This window comes from Chlorogloea sp. CCALA 695 (assembly GCF_003003885.1).
In the GTDB taxonomy this organism is placed as follows: domain Bacteria; phylum Cyanobacteriota; class Cyanobacteriia; order Cyanobacteriales; family Chroococcidiopsidaceae; genus Aliterella.
Genome location: NZ_PVWN01000040.1, coordinates 13,494 through 34,715 on the forward strand (window position 1 = coordinate 13,494; position 21,222 = coordinate 34,715).

23 protein-coding genes and 2 tRNA genes are annotated in these 21,222 nt (G+C 41.3%); 14 read left to right on the plus strand and 11 right to left on the minus strand.

Going from position 1 to position 21,222, the window contains the following annotated elements; translation table 11 throughout:
* Positions 1-85 precede the first annotated feature (85 nt).
* Positions 86-2,743, minus strand: a complete 2,658-nt coding sequence (locus C7B70_RS17430) for a CBS domain-containing protein (RefSeq protein WP_106370280.1) — start codon at positions 2,741-2,743, stop codon at positions 86-88.
* A gap of 129 nt (positions 2,744-2,872) precedes the next feature.
* Here C7B70_RS17430 and psbZ point away from each other — a divergent pair, with 129 nt between their 5' ends.
* The 3 genes from psbZ to C7B70_RS17445 all read left to right on the plus strand — a co-directional run bounded on the left by psbZ (position 2,873) and on the right by C7B70_RS17445 (position 3,841).
* Positions 2,873-3,064, plus strand: coding sequence for a photosystem II reaction center protein PsbZ (psbZ, locus tag C7B70_RS17435; RefSeq protein WP_106370281.1), 192 nt, complete (start codon positions 2,873-2,875; stop codon positions 3,062-3,064).
* A 90-nt stretch (positions 3,065-3,154) separates the two neighbouring features.
* Positions 3,155-3,706, plus strand: coding sequence for a 6,7-dimethyl-8-ribityllumazine synthase (ribH, locus tag C7B70_RS17440; RefSeq protein ID WP_106370282.1), 552 nt, complete (start codon positions 3,155-3,157; stop codon positions 3,704-3,706).
* Between the two features lie 63 nt (positions 3,707-3,769).
* A tRNA-Gly gene (locus C7B70_RS17445) sits at positions 3,770-3,841 on the plus strand.
* 247 nt (positions 3,842-4,088) lie between these two features.
* On the opposite strand, the gene C7B70_RS17450 is transcribed toward C7B70_RS17445, so the two are convergent.
* Positions 4,089-4,958 (minus strand): endonuclease NucS domain-containing protein, encoded by an 870-nt coding sequence (locus tag C7B70_RS17450; protein ID WP_106370283.1) that lies wholly within the window; start codon positions 4,956-4,958, stop codon positions 4,089-4,091.
* Positions 4,959-5,133: 175 nt separating this feature from the next.
* Positions 5,134-5,331: a hypothetical protein gene (locus C7B70_RS17455; RefSeq protein ID WP_106370284.1), complete on the minus strand. Its 198-nt coding sequence runs from the start codon at positions 5,329-5,331 to the stop codon at positions 5,134-5,136.
* Positions 5,332-5,689: 358 nt separating this feature from the next.
* Here C7B70_RS17455 and sufU point away from each other — a divergent pair, with 358 nt between their 5' ends.
* The 4 genes from sufU to C7B70_RS17475 are packed head-to-tail and all read left to right on the plus strand — an operon-like array spanning position 5,690 to position 9,039.
* Positions 5,690-6,154: a Fe-S cluster assembly sulfur transfer protein SufU gene (gene sufU / locus C7B70_RS17460; RefSeq protein WP_106370285.1), complete on the plus strand. Its 465-nt coding sequence runs from the start codon at positions 5,690-5,692 to the stop codon at positions 6,152-6,154.
* Positions 6,155-6,163: 9 nt separating this feature from the next.
* Positions 6,164-6,685 (plus strand): Ycf51 family protein, encoded by a 522-nt coding sequence (locus C7B70_RS17465; RefSeq protein WP_106370286.1) that lies wholly within the window; start codon positions 6,164-6,166, stop codon positions 6,683-6,685.
* Positions 6,686-6,691: 6 nt separating this feature from the next.
* Positions 6,692-7,846 (plus strand): iron-containing alcohol dehydrogenase family protein, encoded by a 1,155-nt coding sequence (locus tag C7B70_RS17470; protein WP_106370287.1) that lies wholly within the window; start codon positions 6,692-6,694, stop codon positions 7,844-7,846.
* Positions 7,843-9,039: an aspartate aminotransferase gene (locus C7B70_RS17475; RefSeq protein ID WP_106370288.1), complete on the plus strand. Its 1,197-nt coding sequence runs from the start codon at positions 7,843-7,845 to the stop codon at positions 9,037-9,039. Before C7B70_RS17470 ends, C7B70_RS17475 begins: the two co-directional genes overlap by 4 nt.
* A gap of 5 nt (positions 9,040-9,044) precedes the next feature.
* On the opposite strand, the gene C7B70_RS17480 is transcribed toward C7B70_RS17475, so the two are convergent.
* The 4 genes from C7B70_RS17480 to pgl all read right to left on the minus strand — a co-directional run bounded on the left by C7B70_RS17480 (position 9,045) and on the right by pgl (position 11,608).
* Positions 9,045-9,434: a hypothetical protein gene (locus C7B70_RS17480; protein WP_106370289.1), complete on the minus strand. Its 390-nt coding sequence runs from the start codon at positions 9,432-9,434 to the stop codon at positions 9,045-9,047.
* Positions 9,435-9,634: 200 nt separating this feature from the next.
* Positions 9,635-9,922, minus strand: a complete 288-nt coding sequence (locus C7B70_RS17485; RefSeq protein ID WP_233220977.1) for an FHA domain-containing protein — start codon at positions 9,920-9,922, stop codon at positions 9,635-9,637.
* A 64-nt stretch (positions 9,923-9,986) separates the two neighbouring features.
* Entirely contained in the window at positions 9,987-10,760 is a 774-nt protein-coding gene (locus tag C7B70_RS17490; RefSeq protein ID WP_106370291.1) for an FHA domain-containing protein, read from the minus strand.
* Positions 10,761-10,876: 116 nt separating this feature from the next.
* Positions 10,877-11,608, minus strand: coding sequence for a 6-phosphogluconolactonase (gene pgl / locus C7B70_RS17495; protein ID WP_106370292.1), 732 nt, complete (start codon positions 11,606-11,608; stop codon positions 10,877-10,879).
* 106 nt (positions 11,609-11,714) lie between these two features.
* Here pgl and C7B70_RS17500 point away from each other — a divergent pair, with 106 nt between their 5' ends.
* From C7B70_RS17500 to hisA, 3 genes are read left to right on the plus strand one after another with little or no spacing between them, the layout of a single operon-like run.
* Positions 11,715-12,362 (plus strand): TIGR04282 family arsenosugar biosynthesis glycosyltransferase, encoded by a 648-nt coding sequence (locus C7B70_RS17500; RefSeq protein ID WP_233220978.1) that lies wholly within the window; start codon positions 11,715-11,717, stop codon positions 12,360-12,362.
* Between the two features lie 60 nt (positions 12,363-12,422).
* A complete protein-coding gene (gene aroA, locus C7B70_RS17505) occupies positions 12,423-13,778 on the plus strand; it encodes a 3-phosphoshikimate 1-carboxyvinyltransferase (protein ID WP_106370293.1) in 1,356 nt (451 codons plus the stop codon).
* A gap of 3 nt (positions 13,779-13,781) precedes the next feature.
* Positions 13,782-14,555, plus strand: coding sequence for a 1-(5-phosphoribosyl)-5-[(5-phosphoribosylamino)methylideneamino]imidazole-4-carboxamide isomerase (gene hisA / locus C7B70_RS17510; protein ID WP_106370294.1), 774 nt, complete (start codon positions 13,782-13,784; stop codon positions 14,553-14,555).
* Between the two features lie 11 nt (positions 14,556-14,566).
* Here hisA and C7B70_RS17515 read toward each other — a convergent pair.
* The 4 genes from C7B70_RS17515 to C7B70_RS28420 all read right to left on the minus strand — a co-directional run bounded on the left by C7B70_RS17515 (position 14,567) and on the right by C7B70_RS28420 (position 17,383).
* Positions 14,567-14,639, minus strand: a tRNA-Arg gene (locus C7B70_RS17515).
* 328 nt (positions 14,640-14,967) lie between these two features.
* Positions 14,968-16,053 carry a hypothetical protein gene (locus C7B70_RS17520; protein WP_106370295.1) on the minus strand — a complete coding sequence of 362 codons (1,086 nt, stop codon included), beginning with the start codon at positions 16,051-16,053 and terminating at the stop codon, positions 14,968-14,970.
* Positions 16,054-16,103: 50 nt separating this feature from the next.
* Complete coding sequence (locus tag C7B70_RS17525; RefSeq protein WP_106370296.1) at positions 16,104-17,096, minus strand: hypothetical protein; 993 nt, start codon at positions 17,094-17,096, stop codon at positions 16,104-16,106.
* Positions 17,097-17,257: 161 nt separating this feature from the next.
* A complete protein-coding gene (locus C7B70_RS28420) occupies positions 17,258-17,383 on the minus strand; it encodes a hypothetical protein (RefSeq protein ID WP_255409349.1) in 126 nt (41 codons plus the stop codon).
* 2 nt (positions 17,384-17,385) lie between these two features.
* Between C7B70_RS28420 and C7B70_RS17530 the strand changes: the two genes are divergently transcribed.
* The 4 genes from C7B70_RS17530 (at position 17,386) to C7B70_RS17545 (ending at position 21,085) form a co-directional block, all read left to right on the plus strand.
* Positions 17,386-18,138 (plus strand): winged helix-turn-helix domain-containing protein, encoded by a 753-nt coding sequence (locus tag C7B70_RS17530; RefSeq protein WP_106370297.1) that lies wholly within the window; start codon positions 17,386-17,388, stop codon positions 18,136-18,138.
* Between the two features lie 83 nt (positions 18,139-18,221).
* On the plus strand, positions 18,222-19,520 hold the full coding sequence (locus C7B70_RS17535; RefSeq protein WP_106370298.1) for a cell wall metabolism sensor histidine kinase WalK: 1,299 nt from the start codon (positions 18,222-18,224) through the stop codon (positions 19,518-19,520).
* 50 nt (positions 19,521-19,570) lie between these two features.
* A complete protein-coding gene (gene phoU, locus C7B70_RS17540; RefSeq protein ID WP_106370299.1) occupies positions 19,571-20,239 on the plus strand; it encodes a phosphate signaling complex protein PhoU in 669 nt (222 codons plus the stop codon).
* Positions 20,240-20,497: 258 nt separating this feature from the next.
* Positions 20,498-21,085: a Crp/Fnr family transcriptional regulator gene (locus C7B70_RS17545; protein WP_106370300.1), complete on the plus strand. Its 588-nt coding sequence runs from the start codon at positions 20,498-20,500 to the stop codon at positions 21,083-21,085.
* Positions 21,086-21,222 lie beyond the last annotated feature (137 nt).

Consider the following 21,222-nt stretch of genomic DNA (forward strand, 5'->3'; position numbering starts at 1 on the left):
ATTATAGCTTGCTTGTCTAGGTCGCCGCCTCCACCGTAGTAGAGATTGAGGTAGCATCATAAAATATAAACTTCTTTACTTTACTTTACAATGGATAGCGAATAGACAAAAACTTTTCGGCGCTGGGGCGATCGTATATTATTCCGTCTAAGGTCGCCGTTAGTAATTCTGTCAACATTTGCCGAAACTGCGGACTTGGTTTATATCCTAGTTTTTTCAAGTCATCGCCATTAAGGGGCGCTTGAATATTTGCCCAGCAATTAAGATACAGCCATATTTGACGGCGGATAATTTTGGGCGATCGCACCACTAGCAATATTAAAGTAGCATCATCGTAGGGTTGCAATAGTTGGAATACTTGACTTTTGGGCGATGTAGGTAGTAATTCTCTAACTTTTGCTTCCGCCGCCTCTAGATTTACTAATCTTTTAATGCTGTCATCGGGCAATTGCAAGTTTTTGGCAACTAAACCGCGTTCTTGGGGTGGTAAGTGAGCAATTAATACTTCTAATCGTAGTAACCAATTAGCAATGCGATCGCCTTTTAATAGTTCTAAAAGCCGCAATTGCTGCCATAAAGAGCGGTTTACGCTCAAATCTGGGTGAATGCACTTTGTAGCATCTAAATCACTCAGTAAGCGTAACCCAGCCTGCCAATAGGGCGATTGGAGGAGATATTTTAATTCGCTGCGGAGACGAGTTTGCAAAGCAGGACGAGTTTTATTATCTGCTTGGTTATAAACGCCGCTAGAAATGGCGTAACGAATATACTCAATACTGCGCTGTTCAATTTCAAACCCCAAGCGCACGGCAAAACGGACAGCGCGATAAATTCTTGTCGGATCTTCAATAAAGCTATTGGCGTGTAAAACTCGAATTTGCCTAGCTTGCAGATCCCGCATTCCGCCAAAAAAGTCTAATAATTCTCCTTTACGAGGATTAGTTAGCCGCATCGCCAGAGCATTAATTGTAAAGTCGCGCCGATACAAGTCTTGGCGAATAGAACTTGCTTCAACTTCAGGATTTGCTGCCGGATAAGGATAAAATTCAGTACGAGCGGTAGCAATATCTACCCATAAAGAATCTAAAATTGGGTCGTTATGCCACAACAAAGCCGCAGTTTGAAAAGCGCCATGAATTTCTAATCGGGCTTGGGGGTACGATGTTTGTAAAGCTTGAGCAAGTTCAACCCCTGCGCCTACATCGGTTGCGTTGTGAAAGCCATCAACTACTAAATCTATATCTTGAATCAGAATCTCAGCTTCCTCTTGAGCTAATAATAAGTCTCGGACAGCGCCACCAACTAGATACAAATGCCAGCCGCGTTGTTCTGCTGCTGTAGAAGCCTTTGTCAGTAGAGTTTGTAAAGCCGGATTTAGACGACTATTGAGTAAACTAAGCAGTGAGTAATTAACAACGAGGGAATTATCAGCATTTTGGATTTTTCGGGCTTTTTCTTGGTGCATTTCCCGCAAAATATCGGTGCGCGTAACTATACCTACCAATTGCCCAGATTTTAAAACAGGTAAGCGTCCAATATCGTAAGTCACCATCAAGTCTTGGATTTCCGGTAACGTGGTGGTAGGACTAATAGTTTTTACGCTTGTAGTCATGTAACCCTTAACTGGGGCGTGACTAAAGCCATGATGCAAAGCAATATCAATATCTCGCCGTGAGACAATCCCGACTAATTTCCCCACCGCATCAACTACCGACAAGCCCGAATGACCGTAGCGCAAAAGAATCCTTTGCGCCTCAGCGATGGTAGTTTCAGGCAATATAGTCCGAACAGGAGATGACATTAATTCTCTCGCTGTAGGTGGCTGGGGAATTTGGTTAGTAAAAGTGTCTATCAGTTGCTTTAAAGTTTCTTCTGGGTTTACTCCTCGCAGGGACAAAGACGCTGCTTGAGAATGACCGCCCCCGCCCATTGGTTGAAACAAAGTATTTAAGTTTGTTTGGGGAATGTGCGATCGCCCGATTATTGTTAGCTTATCTTCATAGCTTGCCCCTAAAAGCATTGCATCGGTTTCGGTTAGCTGCATTATTTGGGAAATGAACCCCGATAATCCTGGTATGTGGTCATCAGTTTTGAGCATTAACCAACCAACGCTGTAGCCGTCGATTTTAATGGTTTCTAGGCTGTTAAGTGCGATCGGCAATAGTGACTGTAATTGTTTGGATAAACCCGGCTCTAAGTAATCACTAACCATCGCTAAAGAGGCTTTTTGCTGCATTAACCATGCTAAAGCTTGAGCATCTCGCGCCGTAGATTGGGCAAAGGTCAAAGAACCCGTATCGACATGAATACCTAAAGCCATAACTGTAGCTTCAGCAACAGTGAGGTCAATATTCGCAGCTTGCAATTGTTCGACAATTAATGTTGTAGTTGCACCAACATCAGCTATTTTTGTTTCTGTGGCGGGAATATCTAGCTGTACGTCGTCATGATGGTCGTAAACGACTATAGACTCTAATTGCGGTAAATCTAACCAGTCGGCAGCAACTCCCAGGCGATCGCGCTTTTGCGTATCTACCACTGCTAACCGTTTTATTTGTGCTGGATTGACGGCGCGGCGCTCGATGATGGCATACTCATCTTTATGTAGTGCCAAAAAATCCCGTACCACCTGATGACAGCCACCAGGGATGACAATTCGGCTACCTGGCAATAAGCGCGTCAAACCTACTGCTGCTCCCAACGTATCAAAATCGGCGGTGGTATGGCACAAAATTAGATCCATGCTGGCAACAATTCTTTCTCTACTCTTACCTTCTATATTGGTGCAATTTCTGATAGCGTAACTATAGGAAATGCTAGTAACATAGCTTGCTTTATACTCAATTTTTTTGCCCCTCTAGGAGAAATATCAATGTTTACAATCCTATTTCAAATTGCTTTATTGGCTTTGGTTGGCTTATCCTTTGCAATGGTTGTTGGTGTTCCGGTTGCCTATGCAACTCCCCAAAGCTGGAACGAATCTAAAAAATTGCTCTGGCTAGGCTCTTTTGCTTGGATTGGGCTAGTATTTTTGGTAGGTGCTTTAAACTTTTTAGTAGCTTAAGTTAGCCTGTAGCTATTAGCTCGTGTCTGAGTCGGCAATTGCTCCTAAAGCTAATAGCTAATGTTCGTATTATTTATGTGAGAGAGATTGATGGCAGTTTTTGAGGGGACTTTTACCCAAACCGAACCGTTACGACTAGCAATAGTAATTGGGCGATTTAATGACTTAATTACAACTAAGCTCTTAGAAGGCTGTCAAGACTGTTTAAAACGTCACGGTGTAGACCCCAATCCTCACGGTACTCAAGTAGATTATTTTTGGGTTCCCGGTAGCTTTGAAGTTCCCTTAGTCGCCCATCAAGTAGCTTTGACTCAGCGCTATGATGCGATTATTTGTTTGGGTGCGGTCATTAAAGGTCAAACTCCCCATTTTGACTATGTAGCTGGAGAAGTGGCTAAAGGTATTGCCGCCATTGGGTTTCAAACGGGAGTCCCGGTAATTTTTGGGATTTTGACCACTGATACCATGCAGCAAGCGATGGAAAGAGCAGGCATTAAAAGCAATAAAGGCTGGGATTATGCCATGAATGCGCTAGAAATGGCAAGTTTAATGCGTAGTATGCGCTCCAACAGCGATTATAATCAATTGCCATCGTCCTTAAAAAGTGCCTCAGCGCAGCTAAGTGAATTGGCGGCGGAATAGTTTGGGCAAAAAGCTTGACAAACTCTGAGAAATTTGAGATAGTGAGTTTTGCACGTTAAAAGTGCGGGTATAGCTCAGTGGTAGAGCGTCACCTTGCCAAGGTGAAAGTCGCGCGTTCGAATCGCGTTACCCGCTTAAAAAAATTATTTTGAATAACCAGTGATGAATATTGCAGGTTGCGATCGCATTTTCTTTCGCGCATCTCAGTTAAACTTAACCACGCCTAATTCAAAACTTGTTTTTATGTGTAATCGTTAATCAAACCCATTGGCAATAACAGTATCTCAAAGTTGAATCTCAACAGTTACTCCATGTTTTGAAGGTAATTTGTAAATTCCAAAGTTGTCAGACAAAAAGTAATAAATAATATGCAAAAAAATATTCAAACATCACTACTTTTTGAGGGCTTATGGAAAAATCCCATGTAATGACTACCACTCGGACTAATGACTTCAGTTGCAGTTGGTACATTATGTTGCACCCAAGTCACAAAAACCCCAACTCCGATACTCGAAGGAACTCGTATTGATACTTCTCTATAGCCACTTTTCGCTCTCTGTTCTTTTACACTAATCTTGAAAAGCTTACTTACCTTCGTAGGATATCCTTGATTATTTAGTCTTTCAATCTCAGATGGTTCTAATTCAGGAAGCCCTAATTTGTAAGCATTTTTGACAAAAACGTAGTACAACAATATATCATTTAAAGACGTAGTAAAAGCAATATCACCACTTTCCGTCCTTACTATAGTATTGTTAGATTGCGAAATATTGACTTTTTTAAGTAGTGAAATATCTACAATTTTTACTTGTGATACTTTCTTTGTATTTAAGTCTGTTAAATGCAAGTAAACTTTACTTTCTTGCTGCATAGTTACAAAAGACATAAACTCAAAATTTAGTTTATGATACTTTCGATCTATCCAACTATGACGATGAAAACTAGGAGCAACTGCAACAAGTCGTACTGGAAGTTCATAATTGATCTGCTGCTGAAAAGGTTTTTCCTCTAACACGCTATGGTAATAACGAGTGAGTTGTTGAATTATGTATCGATCTTCAACATTTTTTAATTCTATTATTACCAATCTATTGTTTTTATCTAGTGCTAAAATGTCGCAGACATCACCGGATGCTGCGTATTGTCGTTTTAAAGGCAATAGCTCAAACAAACTATCTAACTGAGTCCAAACAAAGTTTTCTAGATTATTTTCACTTGCAAACTGCCAACTTTCACCTACTTTTTTCAGCATATACTTCAAAGACGCTAACAAGCTTGACCAGTAGTTTGTTCAGAGGCAATGTACTTTATTATACTCTGTATGGTCTGTATTCTTTGATTTATTAAATCTCCTACCAGTCATAAGATTAAGGGACTGACAGGATAAAAGTAGGTGAAAAAAATTGTTAGTGAAGGCTGTGCGATCGCTACAAGCCTAGTTTTTCTCGAATCGCCCTTTTCGTAACTTCCAAATTCTCTGGAGTATTCGGACAGGGATAGCTTATGGAAGACAGATTAGTATTTAATCTATCCATCAAAGTGTAAAAAGCTTCTTGATCGTGCCGATTTTTCAAAACATAGATACGCAAATCAGAGGTAATCATAGTTGCAAAGTCAGGCTTCATTCTAAAAACCTCCATTCCCCGTTTGGCTCAATTGTAATCTCTATTGCTTCACCTGCTAGTATAACTAACCTGCTATCCCGTTCATCCAGCCTCACTAAGTAGATGGGAAGATAGAATCCCGTTAGATCGAGACACACTTGAACGCAACTTACACACTGTTCAACACTTGGAAAAATAAATAGCTCCTTGCCTTTACTTGGTTTATTAAATGTAATCTAGCATCAGTAGTAAATGCGATCGCCTGTTTACAAATACAAGAGTAAAAAACTTTTTTATACCAGAACAACAACAAATAAATTGCCTGTTACGAATTTAGGGGACTGATAGGATAGAAGAATAATGTCTTGATTATGCAAATATGGCTTTAAGCAATGTCCGCGATTTATATCAGCAGGTAATTTTAGAACACTACAAAAAACCGCGTCATAAAGGGCAAACAAGTCCTGTACACCGCCAGCAACGCGGACACAACCCTTCTTGTGGCGATACGATTGAACTAACCGTACAGCTAAACGAAACGGGCGATCGCATTGAAGACGTAAAGTTTGTTGGTGAAGGCTGTGCGATCGCTATGGCTTCAGCAGACTTAATGGCGGATGCTTTACGCGGAAAGCAAGTAGACGAAGCTTTGGCAATGGTGAAACGCTTTCAAGGCATGATGAAAGGTGAAGATGAGTTTCCCAAAGAATTAAGGAAACTAAATGTTATGCAAGGCGTAGCTCAATTTCCGGTCAGAATTAAGTGTGCTAACCTCTCTTGGCATACAATCAAAGCTGCTTTGGAAAACGATCAATCCCAAGCTATCAGCAACGAACAAGAGTAAATTAAGTCAATGCTAAGTACAGCTACTTTTCTCACCATTGCCCAATGGGTAGGTATTACAACTTTATTCTGTGCTTTTTTAGCAGTATTAGGTTTTAGATTTCAATGGGCGGCTAGGTTTCAGCTAGTCGGCGTTACAGGTTTTTTTGGTGTACTTACGGGGGGCTTATTTGCTTTAAGCTTAGTCCCTATTATGCGAACAGTAGTACCGGGAGCAGTAAAGTTTGCTAGAGTTTACGACGCTGGCTCAAATCAAGCTGTAATTTCTGTAGCGCCCACTATTACCGAAACTGAGCTAGAAGCAACCTTGCGTCAAGCTGCCGGAAACTTGTATTCTTATGGTCGATTGGGGCGAGAGGAGGATAAACTAATTATCCGGGCTAGAACTATTATTCATCCTCAAAAAGGAATGTCAAAGCCCCTATATATTGGGCAAGTCAAGCGCAGCCTTGTAAATAAAGAAGACTCCCAAATGCAGATTGAGATTTTCCCTGATAAATTTGCTCAATTACCTAAACCTGATGTCCGGTAAAAGTCGATGAACCAAGCCTTAAACTCTGCAATTTTTACTCTTAGTGTCGCCCCAGCTAAAGTATTACGCGGCGATCGCATTCTAGAACAAGCTGGAAACGCGATCGCATTTTTAGGTAATCGTCCCCTGATTGTCGGAGGCGATCGCACTTTAAAAGCCACATTACCCCGCTTGCAGAGTGTTTTAGCAGCCCAAAAACTTGACGCAAGTACCGCAAACTACGGATCTGATTGTAGTGAGGCGGGTTTAGCTACGATGCGCGCAGCCGTGAAAGCCCATCAAGCAGATTTAATTATTGGTGTCGGTGGTGGTAAGGCTTTGGATGCGGCAAAGCTATTAGCTTATCAGTGTCATTTGCCCGTAGTGACAATTCCTACCAGTGCGGCTACTTGTGCGGCGTGGACAGCACTATCTAATGTTTATTCCGAGGAAGGGGCATTTTTGTACGATGTCAGCCTCGAAAATTGTCCTGATTTACTATTGCTTGATTACGATTTAATTGCTACTGCTCCTTCTTATACATTAGTAGCAGGAATTGGAGATGCGATCGCTAAATGGTACGAAGCTTCAGTTAGTAGCGGCAACTCTGAACAAACTTTGATTGTTGCTGCTGTACAGCAAGCGAGAGTATTGAGAGATATCTTATTTCAAAAATCCGCCGCCGCTTTGCAATCTCCTGGGAGCGCTGTATGGAAGGAGGTGGTAGACGCAACAGTGTTATTAGCGGGGGTAATTGGTGGGCTAGGAGGCGCAGAATGTCGGACAGTAGCCGCCCATGCCGTTCATAATGGTTTAACTCATTTACCAGTACATAGCAGCATTCACGGCGAAAAAGTTGCTTTTGGGATTTTGGTACAGTTGCGTTTAGAAGAAATGGTACAAGGAAATCAATTAGCCGCGACTTCAAGGCAACAGCTATTAAAGTTTTATACAGAAATTGGATTGCCCCAAAAACTAAGCGATTTAGGACTAGAAAATATTAGTTTAAAAGAGTTAGAACAAGCGGCAGAATTAGCTTTATTACCAAAATCTGACATTCATCGCTTGCCTTTTAAAGTCGCTGTAGAACAACTCCTAGCGGCAATGGTTTCGACAACTGCACCGACTAACAATAAAGACTCCCTCAACCCTATCTGCATCAATGAGGAGGTCAAAAAATGAGTTTAAGTTGGATTAGTCCCGCCGATCGCATTCAATCGTTACCGCCCTATGTATTTGCGCGTTTAGACGAACTAAAAGCCAAAGCTAGAGAACAAGGGTTAGATTTAATTGACTTGGGGATGGGCAACCCCGACGGCGCTACACCTCAGCCAATTGTAGACGCTGCGATTTCTGCCATGCAAAATCCGGCAAATCATGGCTACCCTCCTTTTGAAGGTACGGCTAATTTTCGTCGCGCTATTACTAATTGGTATCATCGCCGCTATGATGTCAAACTCGATCCTGATAGCGAAGCCTTGCCTTTAATAGGTTCTAAGGAAGGATTAACCCATTTGGCGATCGCTTATATCAATCCGGGTGACTTAGTTTTAGTTCCCAGCCCTGCCTATCCCGCTCATTTTCGCGGCCCTTTAATTGCGGGCGGTAAGGTTCACAGCTTGATTCTTAAGCCGGAAAATGACTGGTTAATCGATCTAGCCGCTATTCCTGATGCTGTAGCAAAGCAAGCAAAAATTCTTTATTTCAACTATCCCAGCAACCCCACCGCCGCCACTGCACCGCGCGAGTTTTTTGAGGAGATTGTAGCATTTGCTCGTAAGTACGAAATTCTTTTAGTTCATGACTTGTGTTATGCCGAATTAGCTTTTGATGGCTATCAGCCCACTAGCTTACTTGAAATTCCCGGCGCAAAAGATATTAGTGTCGAGTTTCATACTCTATCAAAAACCTACAATATGGCAGGTTGGCGAGTAGGTTTTGTTGTAGGCAATCGCCATATTATTCAAGGACTAAGGACGCTAAAAACTAACTTAGATTACGGCATTTTTGCGGCTTTGCAAACCGCCGCCGAAACTGCTTTGCAATTACCCGATTCTTACTTGCACGAAGTTCAAAACCGTTACATTCGCCGCCGCGATTTTTTAATTGCGGGATTAGGGGAACTAGGCTGGAATATTCCCAAAACCAAAGCAACAATGTATTTATGGATTCCTTGTCCAGTGGGGATAGGTTCTACAGATTTTGCGCTTTCGGTATTGCAGCAAACGGGAGTAGTTCTCACCCCTGGAAATGCCTTTGGGATAGGGGGAGAAGGTTATGTCAGAATTAGCTTAATTGCCGAATGCGATCGCTTGGCGGAAGTTTTGCAGCGCTTTAAACAAGCTAATATCTGCTATTCAATGGTGAATATTTAGCCCTGTTATCGCTGCGGAGATATAAAGATAAAACTGCTAACCTCTGACGCTGGGCAGCTTGCAAGGTTAGCTAAATTCACTTTTCTATTTTTGTTATTAATGTCATCAATATAGGTATAAGCTAAATCGATATTGCTATTGTTAACTTGTACACCCCAGTAAGATTGATATCCTACTGTTCCCGCCGAAACAGAGTTTATTTTGAGGGTTTCAGGAATAGTATCGCCACAAGGTTCGCATAACTGGTAAATAGTTTGACCTTCTTCTAAGCGAGACACCGCAGCTATTGCTTGCTGCTTGCTCGTGTAGGCGCATTGATCGGCATATACCGCCGATCCTATGAGGGTAAATCCAAATCCTAAAGAAACTACATTAAATATTTTTTTGATTGTCATAAATTTAACCACAAGTATTTTACTTACATAGACTGTGGCTAATAAATTATAGTTCCAAGCTTTTAGACTAAGCTAACGCTTATAAAATAGTTAATTTAATTTTCAATTCTTAATTTATTTAGCCAAAAATGCTAGATGCGTTATCAAAAACTTTGAAGCGCGATTACGCAAAGCCTAGCATCCACTCCAATTTATCGCTATTAGTTAGGTGGACACGGTATCATTGCCACATCGCCAAACCGAATTTGCAACTTTGGCCCAGAAGGAGCAATTCGCATTACTACTCCGTCTACAACAGGTACTTGAGAAATACGTTGCTCGTCTACATAAGTACCATTTGCACCCTTATTAATAATTTCCCAATTTCCATTGCTTTCTCGTAATTCAACGTGCAAGCGCGAAACTACAGAACTGTATAAGACAACTTCATTCTCTTTTGCTCTGCCAATCCGAATTAAAGATTTGTCGTTGAATTGCCAACTTTGCATTGGAGCAGAGTTTTGAGGATGCAAAAGCATTAATGTAATCACGTTGCCAGTATTTTAAAAATTACTAAGAAATTTGAAATAGGAAAGTTACTAAGTCCCCCTTACCTAACGCAATGCGATCGCCTGCGCGCAAGCGATGACGGTTACCATGAGGCAAAGGCAGGTTATTAACATAAGTACCATTAGCGCTGCCTACATCTTCAATGTAATAAGTATCTCCTTCTACCCGAATATCGGCATGAACCCGTGAAACAATTTCCGAATTGGGAAAGCCAGACACGTCAACATCTGGAGGAATGCGATCATTTTGCTTGCCCATATGGACTACCGATAAATTTGGCGGTAATTCAATCAATGTATCGGTTTGAATGTGCAGCAACCGCGCGTGCTGTTGCTGTAATTGAGTTGTAGAACTTGGCTTAGATGTTGCCATTTCTACGGGTGGAACTATAGGGGCAGTTTGTGCCTCTATAGGCTGTGGAGTTAATGGTTCTTCTATAACAGACATCATTGGTGGTTTTGACACCTCTTTTGCTGCTACAGGCATTGCTTCAGTTTGATTATTATTAGTAACTAAAGGCTCTGGTTGCACGAGTGGATCTAAAGCCATCAAATCGGGCATTGGCGAAGTGATATCTGTAGCAATACTTGGTTCCATTTCTGTGGCAACACTAGCCGTTGTTAAGTTAGAACCACACTGACCGCAAAAAGTCGCATCAGACTGAACTTCTGCCGCGCAATTGGGGCAATTTGTCATAGTTGGTAAAGGAGTATAACAAGCTTCGCACGATTGTGCGCCTTCGGGGTTGGAGTGATTGCAGTTAGGGCAGACGGTCATAAATGGGATATGAATAAAAGAACAACTTTCACTTATTGCCGGGGAGAAAGATAATATTTCTACCCCATTTAAGTTTTAGCCTGACAACTTACCATCAGGTGGTAATAATTATTTTATTATGCGCTCTTTGAGGGCAATTCTTGACCTGCGGCCCCGTCGAGCAGCCACCAGAGCTTACCTTGAGGTTGAATTAAGCGGCTGGGATAATTATTAGCATCGGCTACGGGAGCAAAAATTTGTGTTAAAGCCGATCTTTTGCTTGCTCCGGCAACTAAAAATATTACGTCACGAGCTTTATTAATTAGAGGATACGTGAAGGTAATTCGCGGCTGTCCATCTTTATTTCCTACAGTAACAGCGCGATCGCTCACTTTCAAAGCTGCGGTATGGGGAAACAATGACGCTGTATGCCCATCATCTCCAATCCCTAGCAAAATGATGTCTAATACTGGTAGTTCGCCGGGGGAAAGTTGAAAAAACTCTACTAATTCTTGCTCGTACTGGCTGGCGGCGGCGGCGGGATCAACTTCACTTGTTCTTATAGGGTGGATATTGGTAGCGGGAATTGGGACTTTATTTAGCCAAGCAGTACGCGCCATCAATTGATTGCTGTCTGGATGCTCTGGGGGTACATAGCGTTCGTCACCCCAAAAAACATGAATTTTATCCCAAGGTAACGGCTGCTTAGAAATCGCTTCGTAGAGGGGTTTGGGCGTACTTCCTCCGGCTAGAGCGATCGCGCACATTCCTCGCTCGGCAATAGCTGTATTGATGCGCTCAAGAACAATTGCTAAACTGCGTTCAATCAGCGATTCTAAGCTTGGTAAAACTTCAACTATTTTTTCCATTTCTTGCCCATCACTTCTATCATTTAGCAAGACCTACCGAAGTTATCATATTTTTTATTAGTTTACTCGTAGCTACAATAGCAAAAATTTCCAATTTATCAATACTTTGTTTTATAATCAGCCGCCCACAATCATCAACAAACGCTTAATAATTTTTACTCGTTATCCAGAGCCAGGAATCACCAAAACTCGCATGATTCCGGCTTTAGGCGCTGTAGGTGCAGCAAAACTTCAGCGTCAAATGACTGAACATACTTTAGCTCAAGCCCAACTATTGCAGAGTATTGATGACGTTTCTATAGAAGTACGTTTTGCTGGTGGCGACAAACAGTTGATGCAAGCTTGGTTAGGAAATGATATTGAGTGTATAGCTCAAGGAGAAGGGGATTTAGGTCAAAAAATGGCAAATTCATTAATATCTGCCTTTCAAAACCAAACAAAATTAGTAGTAATTATTGGTAGCGATTGCCCAGAGTTAACACCTGCATTAATCTTAAAAGCTTTTCAACAATTGCATTTAGGTAGCGATTTAGTCTTAGGTTCGGCAATAGACGGGGGTTATTATTTAATTGGTTTGAGTAGATTTATCCCAGAGTTATTTGCAGGAATTAGTTGGGGTAGCGCTCAAGTATTTTCCCAAACCGTAGAAGCCGCCCAAAGTCTTAACCTAACCACTGCTTATTTACCACCTTTAGCCGACGTTGATCGCCCGGAAGATTTGCCGATATGGGAGCAAATACAGAAAGAATGTTAACTTCCTGGGCAGGTTTTCTAAGGTACGATAGAACCGCTCAGTCATACGCTAGTTATCCTCATGTCGGCAACCTTAATTACGGTCGAAACTACTACGCAGCTTACAGACGATCTGATTATTCAGCCCCCCGTGTCGGGAATAGCTTTACAAGGTCAAATTGAAGTTCCCGGCGATAAATCAATCTCTCACCGGGCTTTAATGTTAGGAGCGATTTCCCAAGGTGAAACCCAAATTCAAGGTTTGCTTTTAGGCGAAGATCCTCGTAGTACCGCCGAATGCTTCCGGGCGATGGGTGCAGAGATTTCTGACTTAAATACCCAAATGGTGAGCGTTAAAGGCATCGGTTTAGGGCAACTTAAAGAGCCTGTAGATATCTTAAATGCGGGTAATTCGGGTACTACTTTAAGACTTATGCTAGGGCTACTAGCATCGCACCCAGGGCGGCTATTTACGGTTACAGGAGATAGTTCTTTGCGATCGCGTCCCATGTCTCGTGTAGTGAAGCCTTTGCAGCAAATGGGCGCTCATATTTGGGGACGCTCTAACGGAACTTTAGCGCCTTTAGCCGTCCAAGGACAAAGTTTGAAACCTATTCATTATCAATCCCCTATTGCTTCGGCTCAAGTTAAGTCTTGCATTCTTTTAGCAGGATTAATGACCGAGGGACAAACAACAATAACTGAGCCTTCGGTGTCACGAGATCACAGCGAACGAATGTTGCAAGCTTTTGGGGCGCAACTTACCACCGATCCTGATAGCAAAAGCGTGACGATTACAGGTGGTGCGACTCTACAAGGACAAAAAGTAATTGTTCCTGGAGATATTAGTTCGGCGGCTTTTTGGCTAGTCGCAGGTTCAATTGTCCCCGGTTCGGAAATAGTAATTGAAAATGTTGGCGTTAATCCGACTCGCACCGGGGTTTTAGATGCTTTAGAAATGATGGGCGCAGATATAACTCTCGAAAATCAGCGCGTGGTAGCCGGGGAACCTGTAGCCGATATCCGAGTACGAGCAAGCTCTTTACATGGTTGTACAATTTCTGGTGACTTAATTCCCCGATTAATTGATGAAATTCCGGTACTTGCGGTAGCCGCCATTTTTGCATCGGGAACGACAACTATTAAGGATGCGGAAGAATTAAGGGTAAAAGAAAGCGATCGCATTACAGTAATGGCAAATCAGTTAAATAAAATGGGGGCAAAAATTACCGAATTAACCGACGGGATGGAAATTACTGGCGGTACTCCTTTAACTGGGACAGAGGTTGAAAGTCATAGCGATCATCGTATTACTATGAGTTTAGCTATCGCCGCTCTCAATACTCAAGGCAAAACTACTATTCACGGTGCGGAATCGGCTTCAATTTCTTACCCTACTTTTGTTGCTACGCTCAAACAAGTCTGCGGAATTAACTAAACAATGGATGTAATACCAGCAATTGATTTACTCAACGGTGCTTGCGTGCGGTTGTATCAGGGAGATTATGCGCGATCGCAACTTTTCAACGACAACCCCGTAGAAGTGGCTTTGCAGTGGGCAAAACAAGGCGCTACATTACTGCATCTTGTAGACTTAGATGGCGCAAAAACTGGGCAATTAGTCAACCATCAAGCGATCGCTCAAATTGTCCAAGCTGTACCGATTCAAGTTCAAGTAGGCGGGGGTTTGCGCGATTTTGCCAGCGTCGAGCGATTATTGAATTTGGGCGTACATAGAGTAATTTTAGGTACTGTGGCGGTAGAAAACCCCAAACTTGTAGCCGATTTATGCCAAGCCTTTCCAGCGCAAATTGTTGTGGGGATAGATGCGCGTAATGGCAAAGTGGCAACTCGTGGCTGGTTAGAAACTTCGGAAGTTTTAGCTACTGATTTAGCCCAGCAGATGCAAGAATCAGGAGCAGCAACCATTATTTATACAGATATTCACCGCGACGGTACAATGCAAGGGCCAAACTTAGAAGCCTTACGCGAACTAGCTGCCGCTATCACTATTCCTATTATTGCTTCTGGTGGCGTTAGCTCTATTACTGACCTTTTAAGCTTACTAGCCCTAGAACCTTCCGGCGTAAGTGGGGTAATTATTGGTCGTGCCTTATATACTGGCGATATTGAGCTTACAGACGCAATTAGAGCGATTTCCCAAGGACGTTGGCAAGATGTCCTGCCAGATATTGATTCCTCAGCGTGGGTGTAAAATTTGTTAAGCCTCCCTGGTTGGGCTCGAACCAACGACTCTCCGCTTAGAAGGCGGATGCTCTATCCACTGAGCTACAAGGAGATGAATTGCTATTATACCAAATAAATAGAATATTTTTCGATAATAGTTGGGATTTTGATTTGTGCGATCGCAATAAACCTTACTTTTAGCAGCAAGGCTTCCTATTTCAACGACACTTTTAGAGAATATTTTAAAAGTCTCTGCATTGATGTCACATCCCTATGTTTCTCTTAACCCTCTTTCATCACTCTGAGAAAAATCGACGAGCTTGCGTCGTTTCAGCCTACGGAAAATCAAGCTTTCGACCCAGTTTGACAGAAGAGGGTTAAAAAGGTAACTAATCCATATTTCCCCCCCTTAATAAGGGGGGTTAGGGGGGATCTCCCTACTACTTATTTTTCACCTGAGTTTTCGCCTGTTCTATAGCAATTTCTTTAACAGCTTGATAAGAATTAATATTCGCTGCTCCTTCAATAGCTTTTACTGCTAAGTCTTGAACTTGTTTAAGTGCCGATTCAAGCTGTTTTGCCAATCCTTGCATCCGCGCTTCTTGATTTTGGATAGTTTGTGCTAAAGATTCTAGTCTTTGCTCGTAAAAACGCTTTTGCCCTTCCACATCTTTAGCATACAAATCTGTTTTTATCTTCGCTTGATAATGAGCAATTCCTTTGCCTTCTTCGGTTGCTCTTTTAATGGCTAATTCTTTTTCTTTAGCAAAACTTTCTACCTTATTTTTCGCCTCGGCAATTTGTTGTTCTTGTTCGGCGATTACTTTCTCTTTTTCTGTCCATTGTTTCTCTTGTACTTGTCTAAATTCTTCTAACTCATTATTTAGTCTGTTTTGCGTTTGCTCATATTCATCGTTACTTAATTTACGTTGCAATTCCAAATCATACTTATATTCTGCGGTTTCTCTTTGGGTTGTTTTATTACGCTCGTCGTTGCGTTCTTTACCTAAGCGTTTATGTTCCTCCTGTTCTCGCTCCCAAGCTTTTTTCTGTTGTATAAACTCTTGAACTAATGTTTCTTGTTTCTGACTAAGTTCTTCTACAAAAGTCTGAGCATTATTACCATAAGCTTTAAGCAAATTATCTAAAGTATCGGGCGCTATCTCTAGCTCGTGCAATTCTTCTAACTGCTTAATTTCTATTGCAACAGCACCTCTCAATTCTTCTAAGTTAGCAGCTTTTGTTGTCAGTTGTTCGGATAGTTCGCTAACAGCCGTACCAAATCCCATTTGAACTTTTGCTAGGCTTTCAATGGTGTAGTTCATTTTTTGTTGCACTGACGAAGACTGATTCATAACTTCTTTTTTTGCTGGTAATTCAGACTGTTCTTTCATTACTTTTACTGGCGAACTATGGGCTATCGTATCGATTTGAGCCTTGAGTTCTGTTTTTTCTTTCGCTAACTCGTCAAAAGCTTCTAAAATCTCTGCCTTAGTGCTTTTAGCGCTGGGTTTTTTAACTACCACAACTAATCCTCTAATATTTTATTCAATGGTTATGACTGGTTTACCAAAAGCTACTCGATTTTAGCTGTAAATTTTCCTGAAGCATTTTCAAAAGCTCTCATTGCTAGGTCTTGAGATTGCTTCATTGCAGCTTGCAACTGATTTTCTAATCCGTGTATTTGTTCTACCTGCTTAGTAATAGAGCCTTCTAAATCTTGAACTTTTAGCTCGTAATTTTGCTTTGTAGATTGCCACTCTTTCTCAAACAAATCTGCTTTAACCTTAGCGTCTTGGTGTACATCTCTGATTGCTTCTTCCCTAGCTTTCTTAATTGCTTCTTCTAATTCAACATTGAAAGATTCTATTTTCTTTAAGTTTTCTTTAAACAATGGTTGTTGCTCAGTTAAAATTGTTTCCCGCTCCGTCCATTGCTTTTGTCTAATTTGCGTTATTTCTTGAACTTCTCTTTCTAAATTGCGCTTTCTAGAATCGTAAGCATCAGTATTAATTTTTCTAGTTAGTTCTAAACGATATTGATAATCTTCAGTTTCTCTTTGCCGCTCTCTTAACAACAATTCATTTTGTTGTGAAAGGATACTTTCGTATTCTGATTGCTCTTGCTGCCAGCTTTTACGCTGCTCTATTATTGCTTTCTCTAAAAATTGTTTTTGATTACTATTGTTTTGCTCTAATATATTTAACTGCTCTTGATGTTCTTGATTCAAGATATGTACGGTATCTGCGGCAATTCTAATTTCTTGTAATTCCTGCAAATGTTGAGTTTCAATCTCTATTGCTAGTTTAAGTTCGTCTAACTTAGAGTTTTCGTTGGCTAATTTTTCCGAAAGCTGGCGAATAATACCACCAAATTCTAATTGTAAGTCCGCCAAACCTTTAATGATGCTATTTACGGTGTAGGTAGAAGCAACTTCTAAAACTTGCTGGTCTTTTTCTTTTTCAGCTATTTCTTGCCTCGTTGCTATTTTAAATTCCGATTTTTTCTTATCTGCAACTATTTGTTGAAATGCTTGCTTTAATTGTTCTTTAGCAACAATTTTTGTCATGTTTTAACTCCTCTAAAGTTGTAATAGTTTTGGACACTCAAAATCTCCGCCACATCCTAAGATGTGTCTAATGTAGCTTTGTTAATTTTATTATTTCAGGTAAATTACGGAAATACTCCAACCTAAAAGTTCTACGTGCAGAACAAATGTACTATCAAGATTTATACATAACCTCCGGCGATTGTCAAGCTATAAAGACATGATTTCTTGACAAAGGCAGAAATAAAGTTGTATGTACCCTCAGAGCGGATAATAGAAATGTGCAAAACCGCTAAATAGTTTTTCATTCATGATTACCCGCGAACTAACAAAAAGTCCTCCTAGGGCAGAGATTGGACAAATGAGCCGCGTTTTAGTAGTAGAAGATGAAGAATTAATCAGAGAGATGCTCGTTTTGGGTTTAGAAGGCGAAGGTTATACAACTTTCACCGCTACCGATGGGCGTACAGCCTTGGCTTTGTTACAAACTACTGAACCTAGCTTTGGTGACTTTCCTTTTGACTTGATAATTTTAGATATAATGCTGCCGCAAGTGAATGGGATGGATATTTGCCGCCTACTGCGCCACCAAGGAAACCCCGTACCAATTTTGATGTTGAGTGCTAAAGGTAGCGAAATTGATCGCGTTTTGGGCTTAGAAGTTGGCGCTGACGATTATCTTACCAAGCCTTTTAGTATGCGGGAATTTGTTGCCCGTTGTCGCGCCTTACTGCGCCGTCAGCGTTTAGGTGGTTTACCGCAATTGCCTATATTACAGTTTAAAGACATTGCTCTTTATCCTCAAGAATGTCGGGTAATGGTACGAGGAGAAAAAGCTAATCTTTCTCCTAAAGAGTTTCGCCTTTTAGAATTATTTTTGAACTATCCGCGTCGCGTATGGTCGCGCGAACAATTGCTAGATAGAGTATGGGGAGGAGATTTTGTTGGCGATAGCAAAACTGTAGATGTGCATATTCGTTGGCTGCGGGAAAAATTAGAGGTAGATCCTAGTCATCCTGAATACGTTGTTACGGTGCGGGGGTTTGGTTATCGCTTTGGATAGGGAAATTTTAAATTCAGCACGTATCCTAAATCTTATTGGTATCTCTAGCAAAAATTGTTAAGCTGATACCTAAGAATCTAATAGTGCCTGTGGTTCCATTTTTCCTAGGGTTGGCAGTTGCAATTGGATTTTGGTTTTGGCAACAAATTCGACTCAAAAGCAAACTGCGACGTTTACTTGAGACTTTTGATACTGAAGTCTCCAAAGTTTCACTGCCGTTAATTCCTCGCTTGCGTAGAGAAATTGCGCTGCAAAATCAGCGTTATCAAGAACTACAATCTCAACTACAGACATGGAAAACTATCCTAGAAGCTGCCCCCATCGGATATTTGCAAGTTGATGAAGAAAATCAATTGCTGTGGTGCAATCAAAAAGCAAAGCAATTACTAGGATTGCAAAAATGGGAACCAGGGCAAGTACGGTTGCTTTTAGAATTAGTCAGATCCTACGAATTGGATCAGTTAATTGAGCAAACCCGCGATCGCCAAGCACCCCAAGAACAAGAATGGTTGCATCATCCAGATTGCGCTGATGCTGCGGCTATGAGCAATTTACAAAAAATTAGTTTGCGCGCCTCTAGTTTACCTTTAGCCCAAGCACAAGTTGGGGTGTTTTTAGAAAATCGGCAGCCAGTAATAGATATTATTCAAGCGCGCGATCGCTTGGTTTCCGATTTAGCCCACGAACTAAAAACCCCCCTTACTTCTATTCGCTTGGTAGTAGAGACTTTACAGCAGCAAATAGACTTTCCCAAGCGGCGATTAATTGATCGCTTGCTTCCAGAAGTTGATCGCTTAATTAATTTAGTCCAAAATTGGCTAGAAATCAGCCATTTAGAGCTAGAACCGCATAAAAAATTAAATCTTCAGCCTGTAGAATTACAAAGTTTGATTTCTTCCGTTTGGCAAAATCTCGAACCCATTGCCCAGGTCAAGCATCTCCAGTTTTCCTACTCTCAACCTAATCCTGTCTGGGTTAGGGCAGATAAATCGCGACTGACGCAAGTATTTTTAAATTTACTCCACAACAGTATTAAATATAGTCCTGCCGAAGCGACTATCTATGCGATCATTAATTTGCTCCCCACTAAAACTGCTCCCAAGCAAGTGCAAATCAATTTTATTGATTGCGGTAAGGGTTTCCCGGCGGTAGATTTGCCTCATGTTTTCGACCGCCTGTATCGCTGCGAACCAGACCGAACCAGGCAGTCTCTTGAATCAATAAATTCATCGATAGTTAATGGTAGCGGCTTAGGTTTGGCGATCGCCCAGCAAATTATTCTTGCTCACGGGGGTACAATTAAAGCCAAAAACCATCCCGATACTGGCGGTGCATGGCTACAAATAGAATTACCACAAGTTATCCCAGATTTGAGTAACTAGAACTATATTAAACAAATGGTTCTGTAGCTGGTTGTAACCAAAAGCTAATAGTGAATAATGCCGTTTCTGATCGCAATTTTGAACGAGGTCACTTTCAACGCCGAATCCGGCGTTTAGAACGCGATATTTTACGCATGGGTGCTTTGGTCGAAAACTCTTTTCGCTTGAGTCACCAAGCTTTATTTGCTCGTAACTTGATGGCGGCGGAACAACTCCCTTTACTTGATAAACAAATCGATCAGTTTTATCGCCAAATTGAATTAGAATGTGCGGCTTTAATTACTTTAGAAGGACCTGTAGCTCAAGATTTGCGGCTTTTGAGCGCTTTTATGCAGTTAGTCCGAGACTTAGAACGTATTGGCGATTATGCCGAAGATTTAGGCGAAATTGCGCTGAAAATTTTTCCTTACCCTCCCCATCGCTGCGTCCCTCAAATTGAAAGTATGTCTCATCACGCGCAAGCAATGTTAGCTACAAGTTTAGTTGCCTTAGCAGATTTGGATGCTCAAGCAGGGCGATCAGTGAAGCGTCTAGATGATGTAGTTGATACTGCGTACGAAACAGTTTATCAAACCTTAGCCAGCGAACGTGATATCAAAGGAGTTGTAGAGCCAATTTTACTATTAGCATTAGTTATTCGTCATTTAGAGCGCATGGCAGATCATGCCACGAATATTGGGCAAAGAGTGGCATATATAGTTACTGGACAAAGAGGCTAAAGAATTAACTTTTAATAAAGCCTTACCTATTCTTAATCTTACTCCTTTAAAATATGGCTAATCATTTCCTAGCCAGCGCTGAAAAGCCAATTTAAGGATTAAAAGTATTAAATTAGCCATGAAAAGCGCGATTAGGCAAAGCGTAACGCCAAGGGCAATCACATTACATTTTTAGAGTTTCTTTTTTATTTAACGTCTGTCAAATTCTACCCTTGGGCGATCGCGCAATAGTAAATGTATCAAGAGCGATTTTAACCTATGACAATTTCAGCTTTGAATCCCACCTTACCCTCCATGCTGACGCAGCGAATATTTAGCCGCCGCGAGATGATTCCACCACGTCATGACATTTTATGGAGAATTGATCGTGGAGCAGTTCGCACTTATACTTGGAGCGAACAAGGTACATTAATCGCTTTAGGATACTGGGGAAAAGGAGATATTGTCGGTCATTGCCTATCACGGGTTAATCCTTACCAAATAGAATGTTTGACAAGTGTAGAGACAAGTTTGCTCCCCGTTAAGTTTTGGGATGAAGCCTTAGAAGCAATGCTGTCTCATATCCAGCAAACAGAGGAACTTTTAAGCATTATTCATCGCAAACCCGTCTCTCTAAGATTGTGGCAATTTTTAAACTGGCTGAGTCAAAAATTTGGTCGTCAGGTTGATAGTGGACAATTGATAGATATCACAATAACTCATCAAGAAATTGCTGAAGTTATCAACACAACGAGAGTTTCAGTAACAAGGATGTTGCAGCAATTTGAACAGGAGGGCATCTTACTACGTCACCAAAGACAATTAATTATTCCTTTGGTAAATAATGACAAAATAAAGTTTAGATAAAGCCTGAGAAATATGTATCTTTTTGTAGACATATTTAGGCAAAAGATTTGTATAATAAGGTTGAGGCTCGAACGAAAGTAGCAAGACTGCAACCAGCAAAATGCAATTTACTACAATTATTTAAGGTGTGAGTGAGA